Origin of the sequence: Brevibacillus sp. BD137, from assembly GCF_041644655.1 — a bacterium.
GTDB lineage: Bacteria > Bacillota > Bacilli > Brevibacillales > Brevibacillaceae > Brevibacillus > Brevibacillus brevis_D.
This window is the reverse complement of sequence record NZ_JAOTNO010000009.1, coordinates 189975-208745: the sequence shown is the minus strand read 5'-3', so window position 1 is coordinate 208745 and position 18771 is coordinate 189975. Positions and strand designations below refer to the sequence as shown.

Below are 18771 nucleotides of genomic sequence, written 5' to 3'. Positions count from 1 at the left end.
TTTTTTCCCATTACAAAGGAACGTAACGAAATCTGTAGGTGTATATCCTAACGGAGGTTCGCTATGGGGAATCTCCGTTTTTTTGTGTCCAAAAACAGGCCTGCCCTACAGGACATCCAAATAGCAGGTGCGTTCCTTTCACTTTTTATACGAGGTGAAGGACCATGCATACCATCGAGCATACGTGGGTATTACGTGAAAATCATGAAAATCAGCCAGTCCAGCGATATTGCAGCAATTGCGGGCGAACCGTTCTCTTTTTCGATACCAACGTCCGCCGCCACAACGCTAACGGCAAAAACATCTATCGCTTCGCTATCTATAAATGCGAAAAAAATCATACATGGAACGAAAAGCTGGCCATCTACAAAGCCTTTACAGATCATCGGGAGGTGCCAGATACGGAGTTCAGTGAAGAGATCGCGCCGCTCCCTATTCTCCCTTTGCTTGAATACCAGGAAAAGGGCGTTCAGGAAGTGACGATTCGTATAGAGAGTACAGAGGCGCGCTTCCGCCTCGACAAGCTGCTGTCCGAACAGATAGAAGGCTGGAGCCGCAGCCAGATTGCCCGCAAGATCAAGGACGGGCAAATTCTCCTAAATGAGCAGGAGACGAAGCCAAGTGTTGTCTTGAGTGCAGCGGATATCATCCAGATTCGGATTGGATAATAGTATGTATGGGAAAAGTCGCAGACGGAATCTGCGGCTTTTCTTTTATTTCTTCAATACGACTGCTTTTCGCGGCTCGTCCCACTCCACTTGCAAACCAAGTAAGGCGGCAAGCTCTCTTGTTTTCGCAAAAGCAGTTCCCTGGTCGTTTACATAGGAGACTTCCTCTCCGTTCACGGTTACTTTTTGCGTGGTAGGCTCCCATTCCACTGCCCCACCCACTGCCTCCGCAATCATACGGATGGGTACATAGGATACATCATCGATTAGTTTGCCTGTAGAAGTTAGTGTCAGTTCAACCGCGCACTTATCCACATCAAGCTGTGGTTTTTGTGGATAAGCTGTGAGAAACCTGTGGACATCCTGTTGAAACTTTGCCCATGCGTCCTTCGCTGGCATTCCCGTATAGGTTTGTGCGGTCGTATTGACGACAAAAAAGGCTGGGCAGTTTTTCCCCGTAATGTCGTAATGACGCCACAGGTGCTCGACTCCCCAGCCATGTCGCTTCAAGATATCCGCGGTCAGCGCCACTGTTTGCTCGTACATTTTCGCAAAGCTTCCATCTGCATTGACGCACATTTCAATCCCAATCGTGCAGTTGTTCGGATAGTTGCTCAATTTGTTCAAGGCGGCCTGTGAATAAGTCTGCGCCCCGACGTGGTAGCCCATCTCGTCCTCCGGCAGGCAGCGAATGATTTGCTTGTCGTCCACGATGTAGTGGGCGCTCGCTACTGTCGTTGGTTTGTTGAAGTAGTTTCGGTTTGCGACGGCATTTGCCCCGCTGCGTTCATTGGCCGTCCAGTGGATGACGACTCCTTTTGGGGCAATTTTCTTTTTGGGACGGGAATTTACGTTGGTCAGAAGCATCTCGGTGATATTCATTGTTAACTAGGACTCCTTTCGTTTGGCACGCTCTGCCTTTGCCTTGATTTCGGCGCTGACTAATTTCTCGACGGATTTGGGCATCGGCCAGCCTGCGCGGTGGGCATTGGCGGTCAGGCTTGTCCAGGTGTGGTAGATGAGGCCGAAGGTGACGCCGTAGAATAAGAAGCCCGGGGTGCCCATGACGCGGTCTAAGAGATTGGCTACGGCTGGTAGGGCCATGAGGAATAAAATGCGGGGGATTCGGGACAGGCCGTAGTCGGAGGAGTAGGATTGGTTCTTTTTGGCGGCGGAGATGCCTGTGATCCAGTCGAGGGCGATTAGGAAGAAGAGGACGATGAGGATGTCTTGGCGGTTGGTGCCGTATAGATAGTGAAAGGCGGGCGACACGATTGCACCTGCTGTGGTCGCCCAGGCGTTTGCTGGGGTTGCGATGGTGTCTAGGCTGTGTAGGGATTTCATAGGTTCGTACCTCCTCGCCCCCTTGGGGGAACAAAAATAGCCCCGCTAGGTACGGGGCTGACTCCAATTCTTTGTGTATGAAATAGTAGTAGCTTAAAAATCTTGGTTGGTAATTTGCTTGAATTCCTTTGGCGAGATTTCTCCAAAAGGATTGGATGTTGTTTTTACTGCTAGCCGCAGCTTTTCTGCTGTGACCCACTTCATGCTAAATGCCAACTCCCAAAATGCCATCAGTTAGCACCTCCTTTTAATTGAATGAGCTCAAGCTTAACTTGGGCTACCTGTTCGCCCATTTTTTGGATTAACGCATCTTTTTGGATGTTGCTAATTTTGAGCGAGGAGAGCTCCTGTCCCATTGTCATAACTGGATCGGTTTGTTGCTGTTCTCTAATCACTGAGATAGCCTCTTTATTTTGCATCTTCATTAATCGAACGCACCCCCATAACCATTTACAAGTACGCGTTCCTTCGCTGTTCCTTTGTCGATGGTCACCCATAGATTGATAGCCCATTCGGGAGCTGTTTTATTCTTATTGGTGAACAAGTAGCCTCGATTTCCCTTTACTGCCCCTGTGCAATCTTCCCATGTAGGTGCGTCATCTAAGTAGTTATTGCATACTTTTACACTTTCAATGGACGAGCCTTCTGGTAAGTATCGCTCAAGTGTCACTAATACACGTAATGGCATACCGTCCAGGGTGAAGTCTGCTTTAATATCTGGATTTCCGTACTCTAGCATAAATTCGATATGGGTCTCTGTTCGGGTGAATGTGTAAATTCGCTCGGATGAGATTCCCGCGCTGTCCGTGGCAACGATCTTGATTTGATGTTGTACGTCCAAATCCAGTCGAATCCAAGCGTCATGGCTAATATCAACTGTGTATCGCTGGTCGGCTATGCCAGCAAACGACCTGATTTTCTTGCCATTCAGATACTCGGTAAAGGTGAAAGTGTTGGCCTCTGGATCAGTGGCTGAGTAGTTCACTATTGGAGGCTGCATGAAGACGCCCAGGTCTTTATTCTCGCCATCAATAACTGGTGGGCGGTTCCAGACGACTCGGAACTTGCGTGTGACCTCCAAGCTCTTCCCCTGCTTGTTGTCTTCTGCCCAAACTGTGAGGATGTGGTCGGTATTCTGGGTTAAATCAACGCCTGTGAGGTCCGTATTGCCGAGGTAAATCCGCTTGTTTTTATAGGTAATTGTCTTGTCAAACAGAATAGGCTTGCTACCATCTGATATGCTGGATGCAGCCGCCTGAGAAGGTCCGTTATTTATTTTGAAAAAGAAAGAGACGATGTTTCCCGCGTCCTCGTCTACAGCGCTACCGGATACCTTGAGAGTTGCGTTTTCCATCAGAGTTTGATTCTCAGGCGTGGCCAGAGTGACGACAGGGCGCTTGTTAAGGTTCAGCACGCCGCGATACTTGACTGCGTTGCTCGTCCGATAGATCGTTGGCGGAATGCTGAAATCAGTTGCAAACGACTGGTCATAGAACGTTGCTTGATTGGTGCCTACGCCGTCTACAAACGGGCCGCTGAATGAGACAAACTCGTTGCTGGACTCAATCCGCTTGATATAGCCGCCATCCTCATAGGTGATTGTCAACTTGCCGTTTTTGTCGCTCGTGATGCTGGCGTTTGTGCCTTTGACGAGCTTCTTGGGTGTAGGGAGCCAGCTTGTGCCGTCTGTGGAGTTACTGTACCTGATCCATGGGTTAATACTGTCGCTTGAGTCCGTGCCATGCCATACAATGTACAGCTTGCCGTTTGGCGTGCGGATTGCCATGGGTGAGGATTGGGCGTAATTCCCCGGCGCGTACAAATTATTTACATGCGTCCAAGTCGTGCCGTTAAAGTTAGAAAACCCGATTAGTTTGTTAGTTGAATCGGCAAAATCCCACGCAACCGAAGGCATATTGTCCGACCTTATAACAACAGACGGATTCTTGTAATCAGTTCCAGAAATATTAGTCGCTGTAACCTGAGTAACAACACTCGGCGTCCCCAGTGTCCCGTCCGTGTTGATAGGAATGGAACCAGTGCGGATGTTGAAGCTGTTTGGAAACGTGCTGTTCTTCGTACTGGCTGCCCAATATAGCTTTGTTCCGTCAGGAGTAATTGCGCAAGTGGTTGAACCAATAGAATTTATACCACCATCAACAATTTTAGCATGTTCGAAACTTAGTGGGCTGATTGGACTTTGTACATCTACAGCGTAAAATAGAATATTCGATCCTTCGGTAACGAGAAGATATACTTTTGTTCCAATTGCACACAGTGAAAGATTTGATGGTGTTGTTAACGAGCGATATGTGAGTATATTCCATGTGTAACCGTTGTTTTTGGAAAGATAAACCCATACTGAAGTTCCAGTCGTATCTGAAATTCCAACTACCAACCATCCATTGCTCAACCGAACAGGCGGAGCCATCTTAGACACGAGATAAGGATGGCTCGCCACATTAACAGGTACGTAAATCTTCCCATCCTCTTGCTGTATCGAGAAGTTCCTTGTCTGCTTGGCTGAATCGTCTATACCGTCGTTCGCCCAAATCTGAATCGATGACGCCTCTGCTGGCAACAAACTTGATACGGCTGTCGAGCCATCCCAGAATTGTCCTCGAGAATAGGTCAGCGTCTTGCTGAACGACTTCGGATTTACCCCGTCTGCCGTGCCTACAGGAATGCTCTGCGCTGGTCCTCCAGCTATGGAGTATTTGACGGACAGCGCTTGTCTTACGCCTGTATCGGATACGGTTCCCTCTAATTTGTAGGAGCTACTTTCCGATAATGAGAGATTATTTGCTGGTGAGGTTACGGATATAACTGGCAAGGTATTGTTAATGACAAACGTTCTCTCGTCTGAAGTTGTAACTCCACCTTTGCCGTCTTTTGCGATGACTCTCCAATAATAAGTTCCTAATACAACCCAGTTGGAAGCTTCCCCTTTTATTGATGTTTCACTTCCCACATTTGCATTGTAAATATTAGATGATCCTGGCGATATTCCTACCTGAAACGTGTAGGTCAGAACGTCCTTGTCTGGATCACTGCCAGACCATTGAAATTGGATATCGCCTCTTGCGAAGGTTTGATTATTTGCAGGTGATGTTAGAGTTATAACAGGAAGGCTACTTAACGGCATGCGAACAAATAACGTCTTCTCTTCAAAAAGGCCTGTAGTCAAAGAACCGCCTGAATTTGCGATACGGACACTACTGTAAGTTGCTCCCGATACATCGAGTGGGACCATGGTAGTATTTTCGGTTTTAAACAGCAACTCCTCTTGTCCACTTGCTCTTGATGTTCCATAAACACTAATACCATAACTATAGCTTGATTGTGTTCGAATTCTATACCTATGTGTTGAGGCAAGTGGAGCTGACAACTGGGTGTAACCCCATTTGATATATTCCCAAACGTTAAAAGGATTGTCTTTATCACCTACAGCAATCGGCATTCTATTGAGCACTGTATAATCAAGTAATAAACCTGTAGTCAAAGAACCACCTGAATTTGCGATACGGACACTACTGTAAGTTGCTCCCGATACATCCAGTGGGACCATGGCAACATTTTCAGTTTTAAACAGAAGCTCCTCTTGTCCGGTTGCTCTCGATGTTCCATAAATGCTAATACCGTAGTTATTAGACGAAACCACATTAATCTGGTACTTATGTGTACTAGCTAAACCTGCAGTAGTTGCGGCATAAGGTAACTGCACATATTCCGAAACATAAGCCAACATTTCCATCTCCTTCCCTATTTCAAGTGGCCATTATTGTGACCCATTCCTGTTTCTACCATCTATACCTCCAGCCGACTCTGAGCTTCGTTATAGTAGCCCCGAATCACTCTTATTGAGCTGATAGTAGACAGGTCATCGTTGAAATTGTTGTGTACGAATCCGTCCGGCAATGTAGATTCGATTGTATTCACTCGTACTTTCAGATTTGATACATCTGCCATCAGCACAACTAGCTCTGCGTGGGCATCCGCAATGCCTCGCTCCCAACGGTTAATGTCCTGTTCGGTAACCGGGTCATCGTGTTTCCAGTCCGTTTTCGCTACATAGGACACTTACACCCCTCCTCTCACTTCGATAACAAAGGCTAGGTTTATGAACTGCGCCCCGTTCATTTCAATGTTTCCTGTCTTCTCAGCAACGACCGATCCAGTTCTGGTCCTCAACTTTGCGCTCGTGATTACTGGCACGCTGGCAACATGCTGGGCAGATACTTGTAATGCTATCCCGTCTTGTATGCCCGCAATCGGATGCGAAGCAATCTCCACAGCCTGTACAGGCACTGAAACTGAGCCGTTTATCAAAATGTCGCCGCCCGACACCCTAGCCAGCAGGTCATTCCGGACGGTTTGAAGATAGCTTGGCAGGATCATTTCACGACCTCCTTATAACGCTTGATTGGTGTCATCCCTACACGAAATTCACTGACCTTGTGATACTCCTTAATCCCAACCACTAAGATATCTCTCAGCTCGATCTTCTCCGACACAACAGGTTCAAAAGCGACTCCATTACAATGAACTGGCCTGATTCTCTCAACAGCTTGAACAGCATTCTTTGTATCGAATCGGTCCTCAATCGGGTAGACGTACCGAATCACCTTTTTGCCGTAATCTTCGACCATCTGGACATGCTTGAATGACGAGGAACTCAAACCAATTGCACGCAGCACGCTTGGGGTAAATCCAAGATACGACCAATGCTTTTGCTGGATATTCTTTCGCCGTTCCTCCACGCTCAGCAATTGCTTTCTCCCGAAATAAATCCAATCCCAGACATCCAATCCCCAGGTAGCTGACCATGGGCTAAACTGCTGTAGGATGTCCTCACGCTGCAAATTGAAAGCATCTACAACTGTCCCTGCACCTTCAAAGTGATATTCCGCCACTTTATTCTCGTACCATTGCGGCGGCAGCATCTGCCGATAGCGTTCTGGTATCATGCTGTCACCGCCATCGTTAGTGTCGAGACAGAGTCAGCAGGCACAGTCACATTCAATTCCGCGCCGTTTAAGGTGTAGCCCGTGAAATCTATTACCCCATCCACGAAAAAGAGCGCTCCGATCTGCTGATACACGATCTGAGAACGCCCTTTTAGGTAGGTTTTGATTTGCGTAGTAATTTGGTCTTTGACCTTCTCGATTTCCGCATCTGGTCGCAAAGCAAGTTTTACAGCGATAGTCACCGGATACACTTTCGCGGGTAACACCTGCAAGTCATGCAAGGCCCTGCGTTTGGCTTCCAGTTTCGTCCGTACACTCGTAGCCAGTTCCTGCCCCGCAGGGTTGCCTGTCAGGTCTGTGATATACACGTCGATAGATAGGTCATGCCGCGCCTTCTCGATAGCAACGGCTCCTCCTACCCCATCTACATTTCGCGCCCACCGCTCGTAGTCTTGTCGTCTGCCGTCTCCCTCTTCTGTACGAGCTCGATCAATTAAGCGCTGCCGATATGCGTCGTCAGTTTCCGCCTCATTGCGAGATAAGCCGAAGAATACGCCTGTGGCATCCAAAAACTCTCCATCCGCCCATGGGAGAAATCGCTGAAGAAAGCCGTACTCAAATAACTGTTGCTGATCGCTGATTTCCTCTGCAATCGGATAGCCGAGGTCATAAAAGATTTCTCCCTCTTCCGTCGCTGGTGGCGTCTCTCCACGCTTTTGCGCTATCTGGTCCATCCGATTAGCCATTCGCTGATAAATCTGATCCGGGGTTTCCCTGAGAATCGGCATTTCTGGTTTGTCTAACGTTGCCATGTATTCACCTCCATCCTAGTTGTCCCTCTCATGCCCTCAATTTCAAGTAAAAAAATGACCCGGTTTTCCTCAAACCGAATGTCTACCACTTCCGCACGCTCTATCTCACTGTGAGCCTCTAGTGCCTCTTGTGCATGCGTCTTAATCGCTGGCAATGAAATGCCCGAGCGCATCCTTCCTGTCTCATATAGGAGGTCTACTCCGTATCTTTCGGAGTAAATCTCGTACCGGAAACGACGCGTATTCAAGATTTTCTTTGCTGTCTCTTCCAGATACTCCGCATAGGTAGCCGTCCGCAAATAGCGACCATCTGGCCCTTGCATCAATTGTTTTGTAGTCCAGTCGAATTTGTATGCCCATGGAATCGGGTTATCTGATGATCGAACCAGTTGTGTTTCGTCTCCGTTCAGCTCTGGAAACATTACTCCACCACCCCGAGCAGGAGGTATTGTTCGTTGTTGCATCGCAGCAGAGCTACTTTTTTGCCCACATCTTCTTGCAACAATCGGGCAGAACGCAGTACAGACAGCTCATACGGCTCCAAGGGTGTCGGGTCCTCATCCAACTTTACAGACAAGGGCGAGAGCGACAAAAGCTTGCCGAATTCCCCTTGGGTGTTCTCGATGCCGTCTTGTGCATGCCCCCGCAGTTTTGCGATAACCGAATGCATCCCTTACGTCCTCCTTTCCAATTGGAGATCCATTGTGTATTGACCGCCTTGCCAACGCGCCTGACAGTTGGTGACGATCCAATCCGTGATGGATTTATTGTCCTTTTCCATGATTTTGATTAGCCAGCCTGCGCGAAGTCTCGCAGCATTTTCATCCTCGTGCTTGACCGAAATGGAGCGCGTCTTTGGGATTTTAGACAACTCCGCAAGCTGCTTGGCTGCCAATCCAGCCACGTTTTTGTCCTCTCCTGCATCGATGACTTTTTGCATGCGTCCGATTTGTTTGACCAGGCTATCGTTAGATTTCGTTGCACTGCTCACGACCCGATCATCTCGGTAGCGCTCTGCTGTCACAACGGTGTAAACCTCCTCGATGCTCTCACCCGTCGAACTGCTTGTGAGCAAGCTCGCCTTGAACATCGGGATGATGCTGTTTTTCCCCTCGGGCAGTACCGTCAGCTTGTCTCGCTGGTATTGTACAAAATAGCGGATGCCTGTCTTTTCGTACGCCTGCTCTGTCAGTGATGTAAAGAGAGACGTATACGATTGGGACGAGATCCTCTCCTTGACCGTAAAACCGAATGCCGGGCAGCTAAAATAGATACCTGCCGACTTAATGATTCGTGCAAGCTCTGTTCCTGCATCTCCATCCAGCTTGAGCCTGGAGACTTCGTTTTTTTGCAAATACCAGCCAAGCTCGTATGCTGTTGCAGATAAATCGCCCGTCCGATCATCCCGGTCAAAACGAACGAGCGGGCCATGGAACAGCTGCTGGGATTCTTTTAACTCCGCACCTGCAAAGAGCATCAAAAAACCCGCCGTTTGCAGCGGCGGGCCTCCCTTGATTTTCACATCACAATTTTGGGCGATTTGTCCCCTGGCCGAGGACCAGGAAAGCTCGGTAACGGCCGGGGTCAGGTCATAGCGGGTCTGTTCTTTTCCGTAAATGACTCTCATTCCATCCACTCCGTTACATTCTGTTTTCTCTTTCTAGCTTCTCGTGAATCTCTCTTTTCCTATCTTCCAACCTTTTACTGTCTATCCGTGGGGCCGCTTGCTGCTTCTTCGTCTTCTTTGCTACCTTCCCGCTCGTGTTCGGACGAGCTGGCTGCTGTCGCGTGATGACCGCACCCGGGGATAAAAGCTGGGTCTGATTGCTCCACGTAATGAACTCATCTTTGACAAACAACGGTAGCTCAATCGAGCCATGAAAATCGACGTTTTTCCCTTGGAATTTTCCGTCGCATGGCCCGATGAGCACATTCCACGCCAAATCAAGCTCGTCTATAGTCAAAAGTGCTTCAGAGCCCGTTAAGCGATCCAATCCAGCAAGCCATTGCCTAGGCCCTTGATAGCCTTGTACCTCGACATAGGGGGCCGTACTGTCTCCGGGTAAGATGAAGTCAAAAGAGATGGACTTCGGACGTCTGGAAGAGATGCGATTGCCGGACAATAACGTAATCGATGTCGAGCTTTCGATGTCGTTGCCGTAGCCACGAAACTGGATTTCCGCAGGTGTAACCGGAAACGTCAGCCTATATTTTCCCTGTAGACGGATCATTTCGTTACTCCTCCCCTCGTCTCTATTGCATCCAGCAGGGAGCGCTCGATGATGTCCTTGATTCTCTGCGCGACAGATGGATCGCTGAGCATTTTTAACATAGTTGGTATATCTTGTAGTACGCCTTGTACGTGCAGTGGAATCGAAACTTGCGGAATAGCAATGGAGACAGGCTGCGGATTCCCAGGTGAGTTACCAACAGGCGAGTGATTCGGAGCAGCAGGACCTGCTTGAATTGCTGGTTTCATAGCTGCAGCTCCCGCAGATGCCACAGGAGTCTTGTTCTGCCACCACGACTTGATCCCATCATAGAGGGCACCACCTGCTGTTGATCCACCCATTCCACCAATAAAGCCACCAACTATCCCCCCGATTGCTGTACCAATCCCAGGTAACACCGAACCAATAACTGCTCCAGTAGCCGCTCCCGCTGCTGCCCCTCCCCAGCCACCAAGTGCTTCTGCCCCCACTTGTGCTGCAGTATCCAGCTTGTTCGCTGAGCCTGCAATAGCTGTGACGCCTAGTAAAGTTCCCAGAAGAGGAACCCTTCTGAGTCCTCCTTTCAGCATTTTTTTCCAGCCACCGCTGGCAGCTTTACCAGTCTCAGCATGATTGCCGCCACTATCTGGTCCGGGTTGATTTCCTACAGAAGAGGGAGTTGGCGCACTGTTTTGATTTTTGTTTTTGCCGTCAGTTTTCTCTGCTTCTTTTTGGGGATTACCGCCACCAGCGTCCGGTTGTTTTTTTCCTGCCGTAGAAGTTGTTGGGCCATTGTTTTTTGTTTTCCCGGCTTGTCCTTGGGGCCCACCACTATTCGAAGCAGATTTCTCTCCAGTTGGAGAGCCAACCGGAGAACTTTTTTTCTTTGATTTCTTTTTAGAAGAAGGACTTTGTGTGCCATCGCAGCAACAGCAGCAGTCTTTTCCGCCAGTCTCTTCTTGAGGAAACTTTTCTTTGGTTGTCCGAAGATCTTTGATTTTTCTCAGTTGAGATATAATATGGTACAGAGCACTGCCAAGGATTAGTACTCCTCCGACAAAAATCGTAGTACTTTTTATCGACTCGTTCAAAGAGTTAAACGAGCCCATTACTCCTTCAGCTGCTTTCGAAATCCCTGTATTTATCTCAGACATTTGTTCTGCGTAAAGAGTCGCGATCTCCATGGCCTCGTTTCTCGCCATCGCTTGTGCCTGCCCAGTTTTATAATAAGCATCGTTCTGAGCAGACAGCTGATGCGCATTCACCGCTTCATTCCCGACTTTATATGCGCTCTCTTTCCCCATTTCCGGCACAAAAGCCCCTGTAGCCGTATCTTTTACTTCTCGCAGACCCTTCGCCATGTCATCTCCGGCATCGCCTCTCAAAGTATCGAATGCACGTTGTTGTAACGTTTGATCCTGGATGCTAGAAAAAGTCATCAGGAGTTTTCCGAGGGCGATATTTATTGTTTCTTTCTCCCCTGTTGCGAGACTTCGATTCAGCGTTGCTATATCTTGGGCGGCCTTGGCCTTTGCATCCTTCTTATTTTGAGCCTTGTAATGCTTCTCAAGAATTGCGGCGAGATCACCATTATCCGACATCTTCATTGCATTCTCATATAACGCACCATACGTTTTAAAATCATTCAAAAGGTTCCCTATTGAAACATAGGTAGCGGCCATTTTTTCAGGCGTATTCAGCAAATTGCCATTCTGTAGGTTGAAATGAGCCATAGACTCCACAAATTTTCCAGTCGCGGCTCCTCCTCCCTTGTTGCTTAAATACTGAACGGCATTTGATTGCCTAACGGTACTTTCATCACCAGTAGAAATCTCAATGGAGCTCATCATTTTCATGATGTCATCTTCCGTAAACCGCGTCGTGTATTTCAGCATGCTTGCTTTTTCTGCATACTTTAAACCATTGGATGCATGCACAAGTTCAGCTTTGGCCATGAGGCTGTATGCTTGATCTTTCTTTATATCAGGGTTGAGCTCACGTATGGTTATGGAAGTCTCTTCTATCTTCAAGAGTTGCTCCTTACTTTTGCCACCAGCTTCAAAAAGTGTCTTTTCTCTTTCAGTCGCCTGAGCTTCTTGGGCAACCGAACTCAGCGTTGTTCCAACACTCTTTTCGATCAAGGGAGTTAGTGAGCCCAGGAGTCCTTTTGCGAAACCGTCATATCTACCTACTAAATCAAGCGCTCCCATTATTGTTCCTGCCATTCTTTCACCTCCTTGTCCTCCTAGATGTCTACACCCAGCAGAACCCGAAAAAAGCCGGGAGATCTATCCCCCAGCCCTTTCCTCATCCTCAGCCTCAATCATCTGACAAGCAAAAATAAACAGCTTCTGCTTGTACAAATCGACTTCGTACTCAAGTAGATCCGACGGGCGGCCTCTGCCTTTTAGAAAAGCGCGGCAAATATGCCAGGCCTCGCCGTCAGATCGGATTAGTTTTTTGCTTCTTCAATGGCTTCTTCTTCCGTTTGGGTCGCATTGACTTCACGGACTGCATTGAGTAGCTTGGTGTAGCCTTCTGGGTTGTCGCGGAAAATTTTCTCGACGAGCTCATACTTGGTGCCAACCTTGTACGCTTTCTTCAGCTCTTCCTGATTCCAAGGAAAATCGTGCTCGGTGGCCTTCACCAAACGCGCATCGTTGTACAGGAACCAATCCGTTTTCTCTCCCTTGTCAGCCATGCGTTCGCAATCACGCAGCTCGGACAAATTCAGTTGGCGTACCTTCCACTCGTCACCGTCGATGGTTACGGTGATTTCTTTTCGCGGAGCTTGTTCATTGGCTTTGGCCAAAAATTTCTCGAGTTTGTTTTTGTTCATATTCAAGCACTCTCCTATTCGGTGTAGGTTGGCAATTCATCCAGGTAGTCTGGCTTCTCAATGGAAATCCCTTTTAGATCGTAGGTCGCGTGATCGTTGCCGTCTGCTTTGGCTTCCCACAGCGTAATCTCGTCTGGGTTCAGCACGATGTTGGAAATGCGGACGCGTTCGGAGTTGCCGGCTTCCTTGTCCAGCGTCTCGCCGATCAGGAATGGGAGGACTGGGGTCTTGCCTTGCGTCAATTGATCGACGCAGTAGTATTTCAACGCAGCGTTGGTTGCGGTAATTTTCAATGTCACTTCTACATGCCAGTCGTTGACGGTTTGGATTTTTCCTTTTTGCAGGCGATTTGTGTCGCCATACTCTACCTTGAGAACCATTTTTCCTTCCAAGGTACCGAAGATCGGGTCTCCGTTTTCATCGTAAATTTGGCAGTTCTTCAGTTTAATATCGCGTGCAATAGCCAATTACAGCACCTCCCAGTCAATGTCAAAGTATTCGATGGCATCAAGCGGTTTCGCAGACAAGAGGAAGCCACGGCGATCCCCGATGCCATTCTTTTTATCCGTAAATGTCCAGCCCGTATCAATCGCGCCCTGCTGCTCGCGGACGGTCATGTACGCGTTGACGGCAGAGACAAACACCGCGCCGCCCAAATCGTTGTTGCCGAGCTTGCCTTTGTATTTCTTGCCGACTTGGCTGATGTCGTTGACGATCTGATCCAGCGTCATGCTGACACGGATTTTGCCGTAGTCCTCGCGCTCATGCGTACCCAGAACAGCCAGCGTATTGACGGCGCTCTCGATGATGTACACATCTCCGTCGCGGGTTGCGATCAGCGTACCGGAGCCGAGCGCACTCAAAATATCGGTGTGCCCCCAATCCTTGAGCGATTTTTTCAATGGAACGACGACGGCCGTCAGCGATTCATGCGCAGGTGTCGCGGCGATCATACCCGCTACCCATGCGGCCCACTCCAGGCTGCCGTATACTTTTCCGTTATTGTGTTGACCAGCGATAGCACTGTTCACGACAAAACGAGCATTTTGCGCCACAGAGCGCTCGATGTGCTTCGCCATGTTCTCATCGTCAGCCGCTTTTCCACCGATTACCAGCGTGCTGAGCTTCTTGTTTTGTGTGCGACGATCGCTCATGAATTGCTTCGCTGCCGCTTGTACAGCCGCATCGTCAAAAGGCAGATACATCGTGTCAAAATCAGCTCCGGACACAGCCATGAACAGCTTGGTAGAGTCAGCTGAGGTAAGCGCTACCGTGCCACTTTTCGCTCCTGTTAGTGCTGTTTCCGGCACGATTGTAACGGCAGTCTCACCCAGCTTTTTCACACGCACATAGTTGGATTGGCTCGTTTTCGCTGCCAGCTCATTTGCATCCGCAAACGAAAACTTCTCCGTTTGCAGCGGACCTGTTACCTGAAGTTCTTTTTTACCTGGCTCGGACGTCGAGACCGTGATCGTAACCTTCAGCTCGTTACCTACCAAACCCGGATACAGAGCCTCGACTCTGATTGCATCGGCTTGCTCATACGCTGCTTTTGTGGCTGTGCCATTCGTCATGCGGTACGCGAGAATCGTCGCCCCGCCTTCTGCTGCCAGCTCCACTGTATCGACCTTGCCAAATGTCTGGGCAAGTCGCTCCTCAAAGCTCCCCAGCTTCACCAGCTCATCTGGCGCACCCCACTCTGCTTGATACGGTACCAGTACGACACCGCTCTTCGGTACTACACGTTCTTTTGCTTTTGCGATCAGTTCGACCGTTACACCCGGACGCTCACGTTGAATGGTCATGCTTACACCCCGCCTTTGTATTTGGTCAGTCGGCTCTTCACTTGTCCTTCTGCCAGTAGTTGATCATCTGCTTCAGAAAAAAGAGCACCTGCTACCTCGAACCGTTCGGCTCCAAGGTAAGCGGCGCTCTTGATCCACTCTTGTTTGTTTTGCACAAGCTCTGGGGCCTGTGCTTGTTGTTCTTTTCGTGCCACTATGATCGGACCCCCTCTACATCAAATTCGTTGATTTTTTCTGTGACTGCTCTCTGCACCGCCACGTTGTAGGTGAACTGGAACGCGATTTCCGTCCGATCCTTTTTATCCCGCCAAATACGCAAGGTGGAGCTGTCGATCTCGATAGAAAATCCAGACGTCTTGCCTTGATAACTGAACTGCCTTTGGCGAAGAAGCTCACGCAGCGGTTCGGCTGAAAGCGGCTGGTAGACGCCCGCTACCTTTGGATAGTGGAGGACGATGGCTGCTTCTGAGACCACCTGATAGGAAGTGAGGCTTCTTCCTTCTTCACGGACCCCTTGCGTCAAAAGAAACGCGATAGGCGGTTGGAATCGCTGCGCCATCCAATCGTCCACATTCACAACAGTAAACAGCTCTGGATACGCTTCCTTCACCAACTCACTGAGGACAGCTAGCTCACGATCCATCCAGCTTCCACCTCCCATACTTGCGGTATTCTCATCTGTCTTCGTCACATGTCTCTTCCCCCCACTATTTCACTTCATTTGGCAAGGTATCCACGGCAAATACCCGCCGAGCAGGGAGCGAGTGCCTTTGGCTTTGACTCGCAACATCGTGTGGCGTCAATTGCCGTTTTCCCCGCTCGCCGGACATTTGAGTCGGCGGCGTACATAAAAAGCCACCCGACAGCTTCATCGGATGGCTCGTATCTCTCTTACTTGTTTCGCTTGACTCAAGTATAACCGATTTGAAGGAAAAACCGGGAAAATGACCCGATGTGTCAGGAAGTGTCAACCTTTGTCAGCCTCAACATACTTGTGAAAATAAAAAGAAGCTGTCATCATCAGACAGCTTCATCTATTAAGCCGGGCTCTGTTTTTCATCATCCAGTCTGCTGTACCTGATCGCCATACATCGCCCATGCCATCTTCATCACGGCACTGCGCTTGATTTCATAATACCGCTGTCGGGACACACCGATTTCTTTGGCAATCAGATTGTTCTTGTCGCCATCCAGCAAAGCTTCGACTATCAACCGTTCCTGCTCTCCTGGAATCGTCTCAACCGCTTTGTTGATCCGCTCGATTTTATCCTGCAAATTTTGTAGCCTCTTCCATTTCCGCTCCCGGCGTACAACCTCTGCGTGCGTCTTATCACCATTGCTGCCTTTTCCTTTCGGCATCCCTGCATCCAGTCCGTACTGTGCGACCATTCCTTCCCCTGCTTCACGCAAAAAACGCTGGATGCGCACGATCTCGATCTGCATGTAATTGTAGTCGCGGATTTCTTCCTCCGCCTTTTGTAGAAAATCTGTAATGGGTGCTTGCTCGCTCGTCCGGGCAAAACCTTCTTTTTTTGTGGATAATGTCTTTTGCTGCCCTTTTGTCTCTTGATCCCGCATGTACTTGTCCCACTCCGGGCAAGAATCGATTTTTCCTACGTGCTTATCATGAACCTGGCAATGTGATTTCTTTCCCCAGCACGTTGCCGGACACACCTCGCATACTGCTTCCATGAAAATATCTTTGCTGATCAAGGTACTATTCCCCCTCGGTCATATATATGAAGTCCGTATGATTGCTTATTGCTTATCGGTTTTCGTTGAGTCTTGCGTCTTTTCTTAATCTTTGAGACAAACCGATCTGTCCGATAATGACTCCGACCAATAATACAACTGCTCCGATTAATGCTGCTTCTATCATTTCGTACGTATCTCCTTTGCATGGTCATTTTCTTGTATAATGAAAGGGGGCAAAGAGGATACTCACCAGTTGTATTCTTTGCCCCAAGCAATTAATGGGGATTCCGATCGTCAGTCGGGGTCTCCTTTTTTTCCTGCTGCTCTTTCTTTTTCTCTTTGTTTGCCTTTAATTGCAGGTTGAACAGATTATTGATCCGAATCTGCAAATCCACCTGCTTAAACGTGACGATTAGAGCAAGGAAGCACACGACAACCGCGAGAACCTGAACGTAATCAATCGTCATCATAGCATCACTTCTCCACTACGGATCGCCTCGAGCATCGCCGTTTTCATTTCTTGCATGCTCTCTTCGCGAGGTAGTTTGATAAAGGAAGCAAGGTACTCCATGTCAGGAAGCAAAAAGTCGAGGATCGTCAGTACGGCCCGATTATCCCCTAACTGTGCTTTTTGGAGGATCAAGCTGAACGAGTCAGCTTCTCGGCCAATTGGCGCAAATATTTGTTTTTGCATTTACTCACTCCTTGTCTGGTCATATTCAGTTTTTGGGCTACCTGTTCTTCTGTCATTCCTTGAATAACGACATGCTTGATAATGATCCGGGCTTTTTCTGGGAGCTGCATCAACACCTCCTGAACATACAGGTCGGACAGATTGTCCTCGATCGTTTCCGTTCCCCGCATCCCTTCTTTGATCACCGTCTCCCTGCACAAACGCTTCTTGGCGGCGTATTGCAATCGCCAAGCAATCCTTTTGAGCACCTTTCTGCAATGCTCTTTTAACTGCTCATCTGTCATATGCTTCACCTTCTGTCTTTTTCGAACATCCAACCGAAAATAGGAACACTCGTTCTCTTTGTAGTACAAGTATCTCATGCTATGGTAATAAGTTCAAGTTCTTTCTACCAGATTTTTGGAGATAATTTCTCCGATTAAACTTCTGCATAAATTCTAAATAAAACGTCAAAAAACACGATCCCCAGTGGAGATCGTGCCTGTGTAGAAGTATGAAATTATCCTTACACAACGGATGTTCCCACTCTATAAAAGTACAAAATCTCCATACTTTTCGAGCTTTATCTGTCCATCACACAAAAACACGATAAAAATAAAAAAGCAAGCTCCTCTCTCATTCACAACAGAAGAGCTAGCCTGCTTTTTTATCTTTCGCACTTTTTTAATCCCAAATATTCGGTCGTTCAACGCCCATCGTTCTCATATAATCTAGCAGTTGACCGGTATGTACCGACTCATGATAGGCGATTCTCAGTAGCATGTCTCCAAGTGTGCGGACATAGCCTACATCGGATCGATCAATGCGGACACTATCCAAATCGCTCTTGGACAGCCCTCTGACGAAGCGGAGAAACTCTTCTCGATATGGCTTCGCAAAGGCTAAATCTTCTTCTACGGTCGAAAACTCTTTGGTTTCATACGGATTGGGAATGTCAGACAGGGCAGCGCTTCCCCGTTGGATCAAAATCTGGTGATACAAAAACTCACCCTCCATGACATGACGAATCATTTCTCCGCACGTGAACGCTTTATCGTCGGGCTTCCATTTTAGCATATCTGTAGGGATTGCCTTCCACACCTTGATGCTTCTACGCCTTACTTCCTCAAAATTTAAGATTAAGAGATCATTTTCGTTCATGCCATTCTTCCCTCCCCGTAAGCTCGTCCTAATTTTTTTGATAGAGATCACAAGTCGCTACGTGATCATTGACCATGCCGACTGCTTGCATAAAAGCGTAGCAAATGGTTGAACCGACAAAGGTAAAACCGCGCTTTTTCAAGTCCTTGCTCATTTTGTCGCTGATTTCGGTAGAAGCAGGCACATCCTTCATTTCCTGAAAATGATTATGAATCGGCTTCCCGCCTACAAACGACCAAAGATAGCTACTAAAAGACCCAAACTCCTCCACAACCCGCAAATAGGCGTGGGCGTTCTTCACGACGCCCCGAATCTTCAGCCTGTTTCGAACGATGCCTTCGTCTGTCAGCAATTGCTCGATTTTGGCTTCATCGTATTGAACGATTTTCTCCGCTTCAAAGTTATCAAACGCTCTTCGATAATTTTCCCGCTTCTTCAGGATCGTGTACCAGCTCAGTCCGGCCTGTGCGCCTTCCAAATTCAAATATTCAAAAAGCAAACGATCCTCATAGACAGGAACTCCCCACTCGTGATCGTGATAATCCATATAAATAGGGTCCTGATTCACCCAGCCGCACCGATTCATGGAAAGAAACC

Annotated in this window: 27 protein-coding genes; 1 reads left to right on the top strand and 26 read right to left on the bottom strand. The window is 48.3% G+C overall.

Annotated elements, in window-relative coordinates; all coding sequences use genetic code 11:
- The first annotated feature begins 164 nt into the window (after positions 1 to 164).
- On the top strand, positions 165 to 668 hold the full coding sequence (locus ODZ53_RS19900; protein ID WP_372679414.1) for a S4 domain-containing protein: 504 nt from the start codon (positions 165 to 167) through the stop codon (positions 666 to 668).
- Positions 669 to 713: 45 nt separating this feature from the next.
- Here ODZ53_RS19900 and ODZ53_RS19895 read toward each other — a convergent pair whose 3' ends face one another.
- The 26 genes from ODZ53_RS19895 to ODZ53_RS19770 all read right to left on the bottom strand — a co-directional run bounded on the left by ODZ53_RS19895 (position 714) and on the right by ODZ53_RS19770 (position 18760).
- Positions 714 to 1550, bottom strand: a complete 837-nt coding sequence (locus ODZ53_RS19895; RefSeq protein ID WP_372679412.1) for an N-acetylmuramoyl-L-alanine amidase — start codon at positions 1548 to 1550, stop codon at positions 714 to 716.
- A gap of 6 nt (positions 1551 to 1556) precedes the next feature.
- Entirely contained in the window at positions 1557 to 2012 is a 456-nt protein-coding gene (locus tag ODZ53_RS19890; RefSeq protein ID WP_372679410.1) for a phage holin family protein, read from the bottom strand.
- A 93-nt stretch (positions 2013 to 2105) separates the two neighbouring features.
- A complete protein-coding gene (locus tag ODZ53_RS19885) occupies positions 2106 to 2243 on the bottom strand; it encodes an XkdX family protein (protein ID WP_372679408.1) in 138 nt (45 codons plus the stop codon).
- A complete protein-coding gene (locus ODZ53_RS19880; RefSeq protein WP_372679406.1) occupies positions 2243 to 2437 on the bottom strand; it encodes a hypothetical protein in 195 nt (64 codons plus the stop codon). Before ODZ53_RS19880 ends, ODZ53_RS19885 begins: the two co-directional genes overlap by 1 nt.
- Complete coding sequence (locus tag ODZ53_RS19875) at positions 2437 to 5292, bottom strand: hypothetical protein (protein WP_372679404.1); 2856 nt, start codon at positions 5290 to 5292, stop codon at positions 2437 to 2439. The genes ODZ53_RS19880 and ODZ53_RS19875 overlap by 1 nt, the downstream gene beginning before the upstream one ends.
- Before the next feature lie 527 nt (positions 5293 to 5819).
- On the bottom strand, positions 5820 to 6092 hold the full coding sequence (locus tag ODZ53_RS19870) for a hypothetical protein (RefSeq protein WP_372679402.1): 273 nt from the start codon (positions 6090 to 6092) through the stop codon (positions 5820 to 5822).
- Complete coding sequence (locus tag ODZ53_RS19865) at positions 6093 to 6410, bottom strand: hypothetical protein (RefSeq protein WP_372679400.1); 318 nt, start codon at positions 6408 to 6410, stop codon at positions 6093 to 6095. It lies immediately after the preceding gene.
- The gene (locus ODZ53_RS19860) at positions 6407 to 6979 is read right to left on the bottom strand and encodes a hypothetical protein (RefSeq protein ID WP_372679398.1); all 573 of its coding nucleotides are present in this window, start codon (positions 6977 to 6979) and stop codon (positions 6407 to 6409) included. The genes ODZ53_RS19865 and ODZ53_RS19860 overlap by 4 nt, the downstream gene beginning before the upstream one ends.
- Entirely contained in the window at positions 6976 to 7791 is an 816-nt protein-coding gene (locus ODZ53_RS19855) for a baseplate J/gp47 family protein (protein WP_372679396.1), read from the bottom strand. Before ODZ53_RS19855 ends, ODZ53_RS19860 begins: the two co-directional genes overlap by 4 nt.
- Positions 7779 to 8213, bottom strand: a complete 435-nt coding sequence (locus tag ODZ53_RS19850; protein WP_372679394.1) for a DUF2634 domain-containing protein — start codon at positions 8211 to 8213, stop codon at positions 7779 to 7781. Before ODZ53_RS19850 ends, ODZ53_RS19855 begins: the two co-directional genes overlap by 13 nt.
- Positions 8213 to 8461, bottom strand: coding sequence for a hypothetical protein (locus ODZ53_RS19845; protein ID WP_064202087.1), 249 nt, complete (start codon positions 8459 to 8461; stop codon positions 8213 to 8215). Before ODZ53_RS19845 ends, ODZ53_RS19850 begins: the two co-directional genes overlap by 1 nt.
- A gap of 3 nt (positions 8462 to 8464) precedes the next feature.
- A complete protein-coding gene (locus ODZ53_RS19840) occupies positions 8465 to 9418 on the bottom strand; it encodes an XkdQ/YqbQ family protein (protein ID WP_372679392.1) in 954 nt (317 codons plus the stop codon).
- Positions 9419 to 9431: 13 nt separating this feature from the next.
- Complete coding sequence (locus ODZ53_RS19835) at positions 9432 to 10022, bottom strand: hypothetical protein (protein ID WP_016741302.1); 591 nt, start codon at positions 10020 to 10022, stop codon at positions 9432 to 9434.
- Positions 10019 to 12226 carry a hypothetical protein gene (locus tag ODZ53_RS19830; RefSeq protein ID WP_372679390.1) on the bottom strand — a complete coding sequence of 736 codons (2208 nt, stop codon included), beginning with the start codon at positions 12224 to 12226 and terminating at the stop codon, positions 10019 to 10021. The genes ODZ53_RS19835 and ODZ53_RS19830 overlap by 4 nt, the downstream gene beginning before the upstream one ends.
- Positions 12227 to 12453: 227 nt before the next feature.
- Positions 12454 to 12840: a phage tail assembly chaperone gene (locus tag ODZ53_RS19825; RefSeq protein ID WP_047069578.1), complete on the bottom strand. Its 387-nt coding sequence runs from the start codon at positions 12838 to 12840 to the stop codon at positions 12454 to 12456.
- 14 nt (positions 12841 to 12854) lie between these two features.
- The gene (locus ODZ53_RS19820) at positions 12855 to 13307 is read right to left on the bottom strand and encodes a hypothetical protein (RefSeq protein WP_016741306.1); all 453 of its coding nucleotides are present in this window, start codon (positions 13305 to 13307) and stop codon (positions 12855 to 12857) included.
- Entirely contained in the window at positions 13308 to 14645 is a 1338-nt protein-coding gene (locus tag ODZ53_RS19815) for a phage tail sheath subtilisin-like domain-containing protein (RefSeq protein ID WP_372679387.1), read from the bottom strand.
- A 2-nt stretch (positions 14646 to 14647) separates the two neighbouring features.
- Complete coding sequence (locus tag ODZ53_RS19810) at positions 14648 to 14839, bottom strand: hypothetical protein (protein WP_199926491.1); 192 nt, start codon at positions 14837 to 14839, stop codon at positions 14648 to 14650.
- On the bottom strand, positions 14839 to 15336 hold the full coding sequence (locus ODZ53_RS19805; protein WP_372679385.1) for a hypothetical protein: 498 nt from the start codon (positions 15334 to 15336) through the stop codon (positions 14839 to 14841). The genes ODZ53_RS19810 and ODZ53_RS19805 overlap by 1 nt, the downstream gene beginning before the upstream one ends.
- Before the next feature lie 16 nt (positions 15337 to 15352).
- The gene (locus tag ODZ53_RS19800; RefSeq protein WP_372679383.1) at positions 15353 to 15517 is read right to left on the bottom strand and encodes a hypothetical protein; all 165 of its coding nucleotides are present in this window, start codon (positions 15515 to 15517) and stop codon (positions 15353 to 15355) included.
- Positions 15518 to 15704: 187 nt separating this feature from the next.
- A complete protein-coding gene (locus ODZ53_RS19795) occupies positions 15705 to 16358 on the bottom strand; it encodes a hypothetical protein (protein WP_372679381.1) in 654 nt (217 codons plus the stop codon).
- A gap of 257 nt (positions 16359 to 16615) precedes the next feature.
- Positions 16616 to 16810, bottom strand: coding sequence for a hypothetical protein (locus ODZ53_RS19790; RefSeq protein WP_015893333.1), 195 nt, complete (start codon positions 16808 to 16810; stop codon positions 16616 to 16618).
- On the bottom strand, positions 16807 to 17034 hold the full coding sequence (locus tag ODZ53_RS19785; protein ID WP_087348928.1) for a hypothetical protein: 228 nt from the start codon (positions 17032 to 17034) through the stop codon (positions 16807 to 16809). Before ODZ53_RS19785 ends, ODZ53_RS19790 begins: the two co-directional genes overlap by 4 nt.
- The gene (locus ODZ53_RS19780) at positions 16980 to 17318 is read right to left on the bottom strand and encodes a sigma factor-like helix-turn-helix DNA-binding protein (protein ID WP_041749652.1); all 339 of its coding nucleotides are present in this window, start codon (positions 17316 to 17318) and stop codon (positions 16980 to 16982) included. Before ODZ53_RS19780 ends, ODZ53_RS19785 begins: the two co-directional genes overlap by 55 nt.
- Positions 17319 to 17697: 379 nt before the next feature.
- Entirely contained in the window at positions 17698 to 18174 is a 477-nt protein-coding gene (locus tag ODZ53_RS19775) for a DinB family protein (RefSeq protein ID WP_372679378.1), read from the bottom strand.
- Between the two features lie 28 nt (positions 18175 to 18202).
- Positions 18203 to 18760, bottom strand: a complete 558-nt coding sequence (locus ODZ53_RS19770; protein WP_015893337.1) for a DNA-3-methyladenine glycosylase I — start codon at positions 18758 to 18760, stop codon at positions 18203 to 18205.
- Positions 18761 to 18771: the final 11 nt, after the last annotated feature.

What these genes read in the sequence shown, in the direction of transcription:
- ODZ53_RS19835 (WP_016741302.1), bottom strand. Translation starts at nt 10,022, where the DNA reads ATGATCCGTCTACAGGGAAAATATAGGCTGACGTTTCCGGTTACACCT.
- ODZ53_RS19800 (WP_372679383.1), bottom strand. Translation starts at nt 15,517, where the DNA reads ATGAAGCTGTCGGGTGGCTTTTTATGTACGCCGCCGACTCAAATGTCC.
- ODZ53_RS19855 (WP_372679396.1), bottom strand. Translation starts at nt 7,791, where the DNA reads ATGGCAACGTTAGACAAACCAGAAATGCCGATTCTCAGGGAAACCCCG.
- ODZ53_RS19895 (WP_372679412.1), bottom strand. Translation starts at nt 1,550, where the DNA reads ATGAATATCACCGAGATGCTTCTGACCAACGTAAATTCCCGTCCCAAA.
- ODZ53_RS19840 (WP_372679392.1), bottom strand. Translation starts at nt 9,418, where the DNA reads ATGAGAGTCATTTACGGAAAAGAACAGACCCGCTATGACCTGACCCCG.
- ODZ53_RS19815 (WP_372679387.1), bottom strand. Translation starts at nt 14,645, where the DNA reads ATGACCATTCAACGTGAGCGTCCGGGTGTAACGGTCGAACTGATCGCA.
- ODZ53_RS19830 (WP_372679390.1), bottom strand. Translation starts at nt 12,226, where the DNA reads ATGGCAGGAACAATAATGGGAGCGCTTGATTTAGTAGGTAGATATGAC.
- ODZ53_RS19880 (WP_372679406.1), bottom strand. Translation starts at nt 2,437, where the DNA reads ATGAAGATGCAAAATAAAGAGGCTATCTCAGTGATTAGAGAACAGCAA.
- ODZ53_RS19885 (WP_372679408.1), bottom strand. Translation starts at nt 2,243, where the DNA reads ATGGCATTTTGGGAGTTGGCATTTAGCATGAAGTGGGTCACAGCAGAA.
- ODZ53_RS19865 (WP_372679400.1), bottom strand. Translation starts at nt 6,410, where the DNA reads ATGATCCTGCCAAGCTATCTTCAAACCGTCCGGAATGACCTGCTGGCT.
- ODZ53_RS19770 (WP_015893337.1), bottom strand. Translation starts at nt 18,760, where the DNA reads ATGAATCGGTGCGGCTGGGTGAATCAGGACCCTATTTATATGGATTAT.
- ODZ53_RS19790 (WP_015893333.1), bottom strand. Translation starts at nt 16,810, where the DNA reads ATGATGACGATTGATTACGTTCAGGTTCTCGCGGTTGTCGTGTGCTTC.
- ODZ53_RS19825 (WP_047069578.1), bottom strand. Translation starts at nt 12,840, where the DNA reads ATGAACAAAAACAAACTCGAGAAATTTTTGGCCAAAGCCAATGAACAA.
- ODZ53_RS19785 (WP_087348928.1), bottom strand. Translation starts at nt 17,034, where the DNA reads ATGCAAAAACAAATATTTGCGCCAATTGGCCGAGAAGCTGACTCGTTC.
- ODZ53_RS19860 (WP_372679398.1), bottom strand. Translation starts at nt 6,979, where the DNA reads ATGATACCAGAACGCTATCGGCAGATGCTGCCGCCGCAATGGTACGAG.
- ODZ53_RS19780 (WP_041749652.1), bottom strand. Translation starts at nt 17,318, where the DNA reads ATGACAGATGAGCAGTTAAAAGAGCATTGCAGAAAGGTGCTCAAAAGG.
- ODZ53_RS19900 (WP_372679414.1), top strand. Translation starts at nt 165, where the DNA reads ATGCATACCATCGAGCATACGTGGGTATTACGTGAAAATCATGAAAAT.
- ODZ53_RS19850 (WP_372679394.1), bottom strand. Translation starts at nt 8,213, where the DNA reads ATGTTTCCAGAGCTGAACGGAGACGAAACACAACTGGTTCGATCATCA.
- ODZ53_RS19845 (WP_064202087.1), bottom strand. Translation starts at nt 8,461, where the DNA reads ATGCATTCGGTTATCGCAAAACTGCGGGGGCATGCACAAGACGGCATC.
- ODZ53_RS19890 (WP_372679410.1), bottom strand. Translation starts at nt 2,012, where the DNA reads ATGAAATCCCTACACAGCCTAGACACCATCGCAACCCCAGCAAACGCC.
- ODZ53_RS19775 (WP_372679378.1), bottom strand. Translation starts at nt 18,174, where the DNA reads ATGAACGAAAATGATCTCTTAATCTTAAATTTTGAGGAAGTAAGGCGT.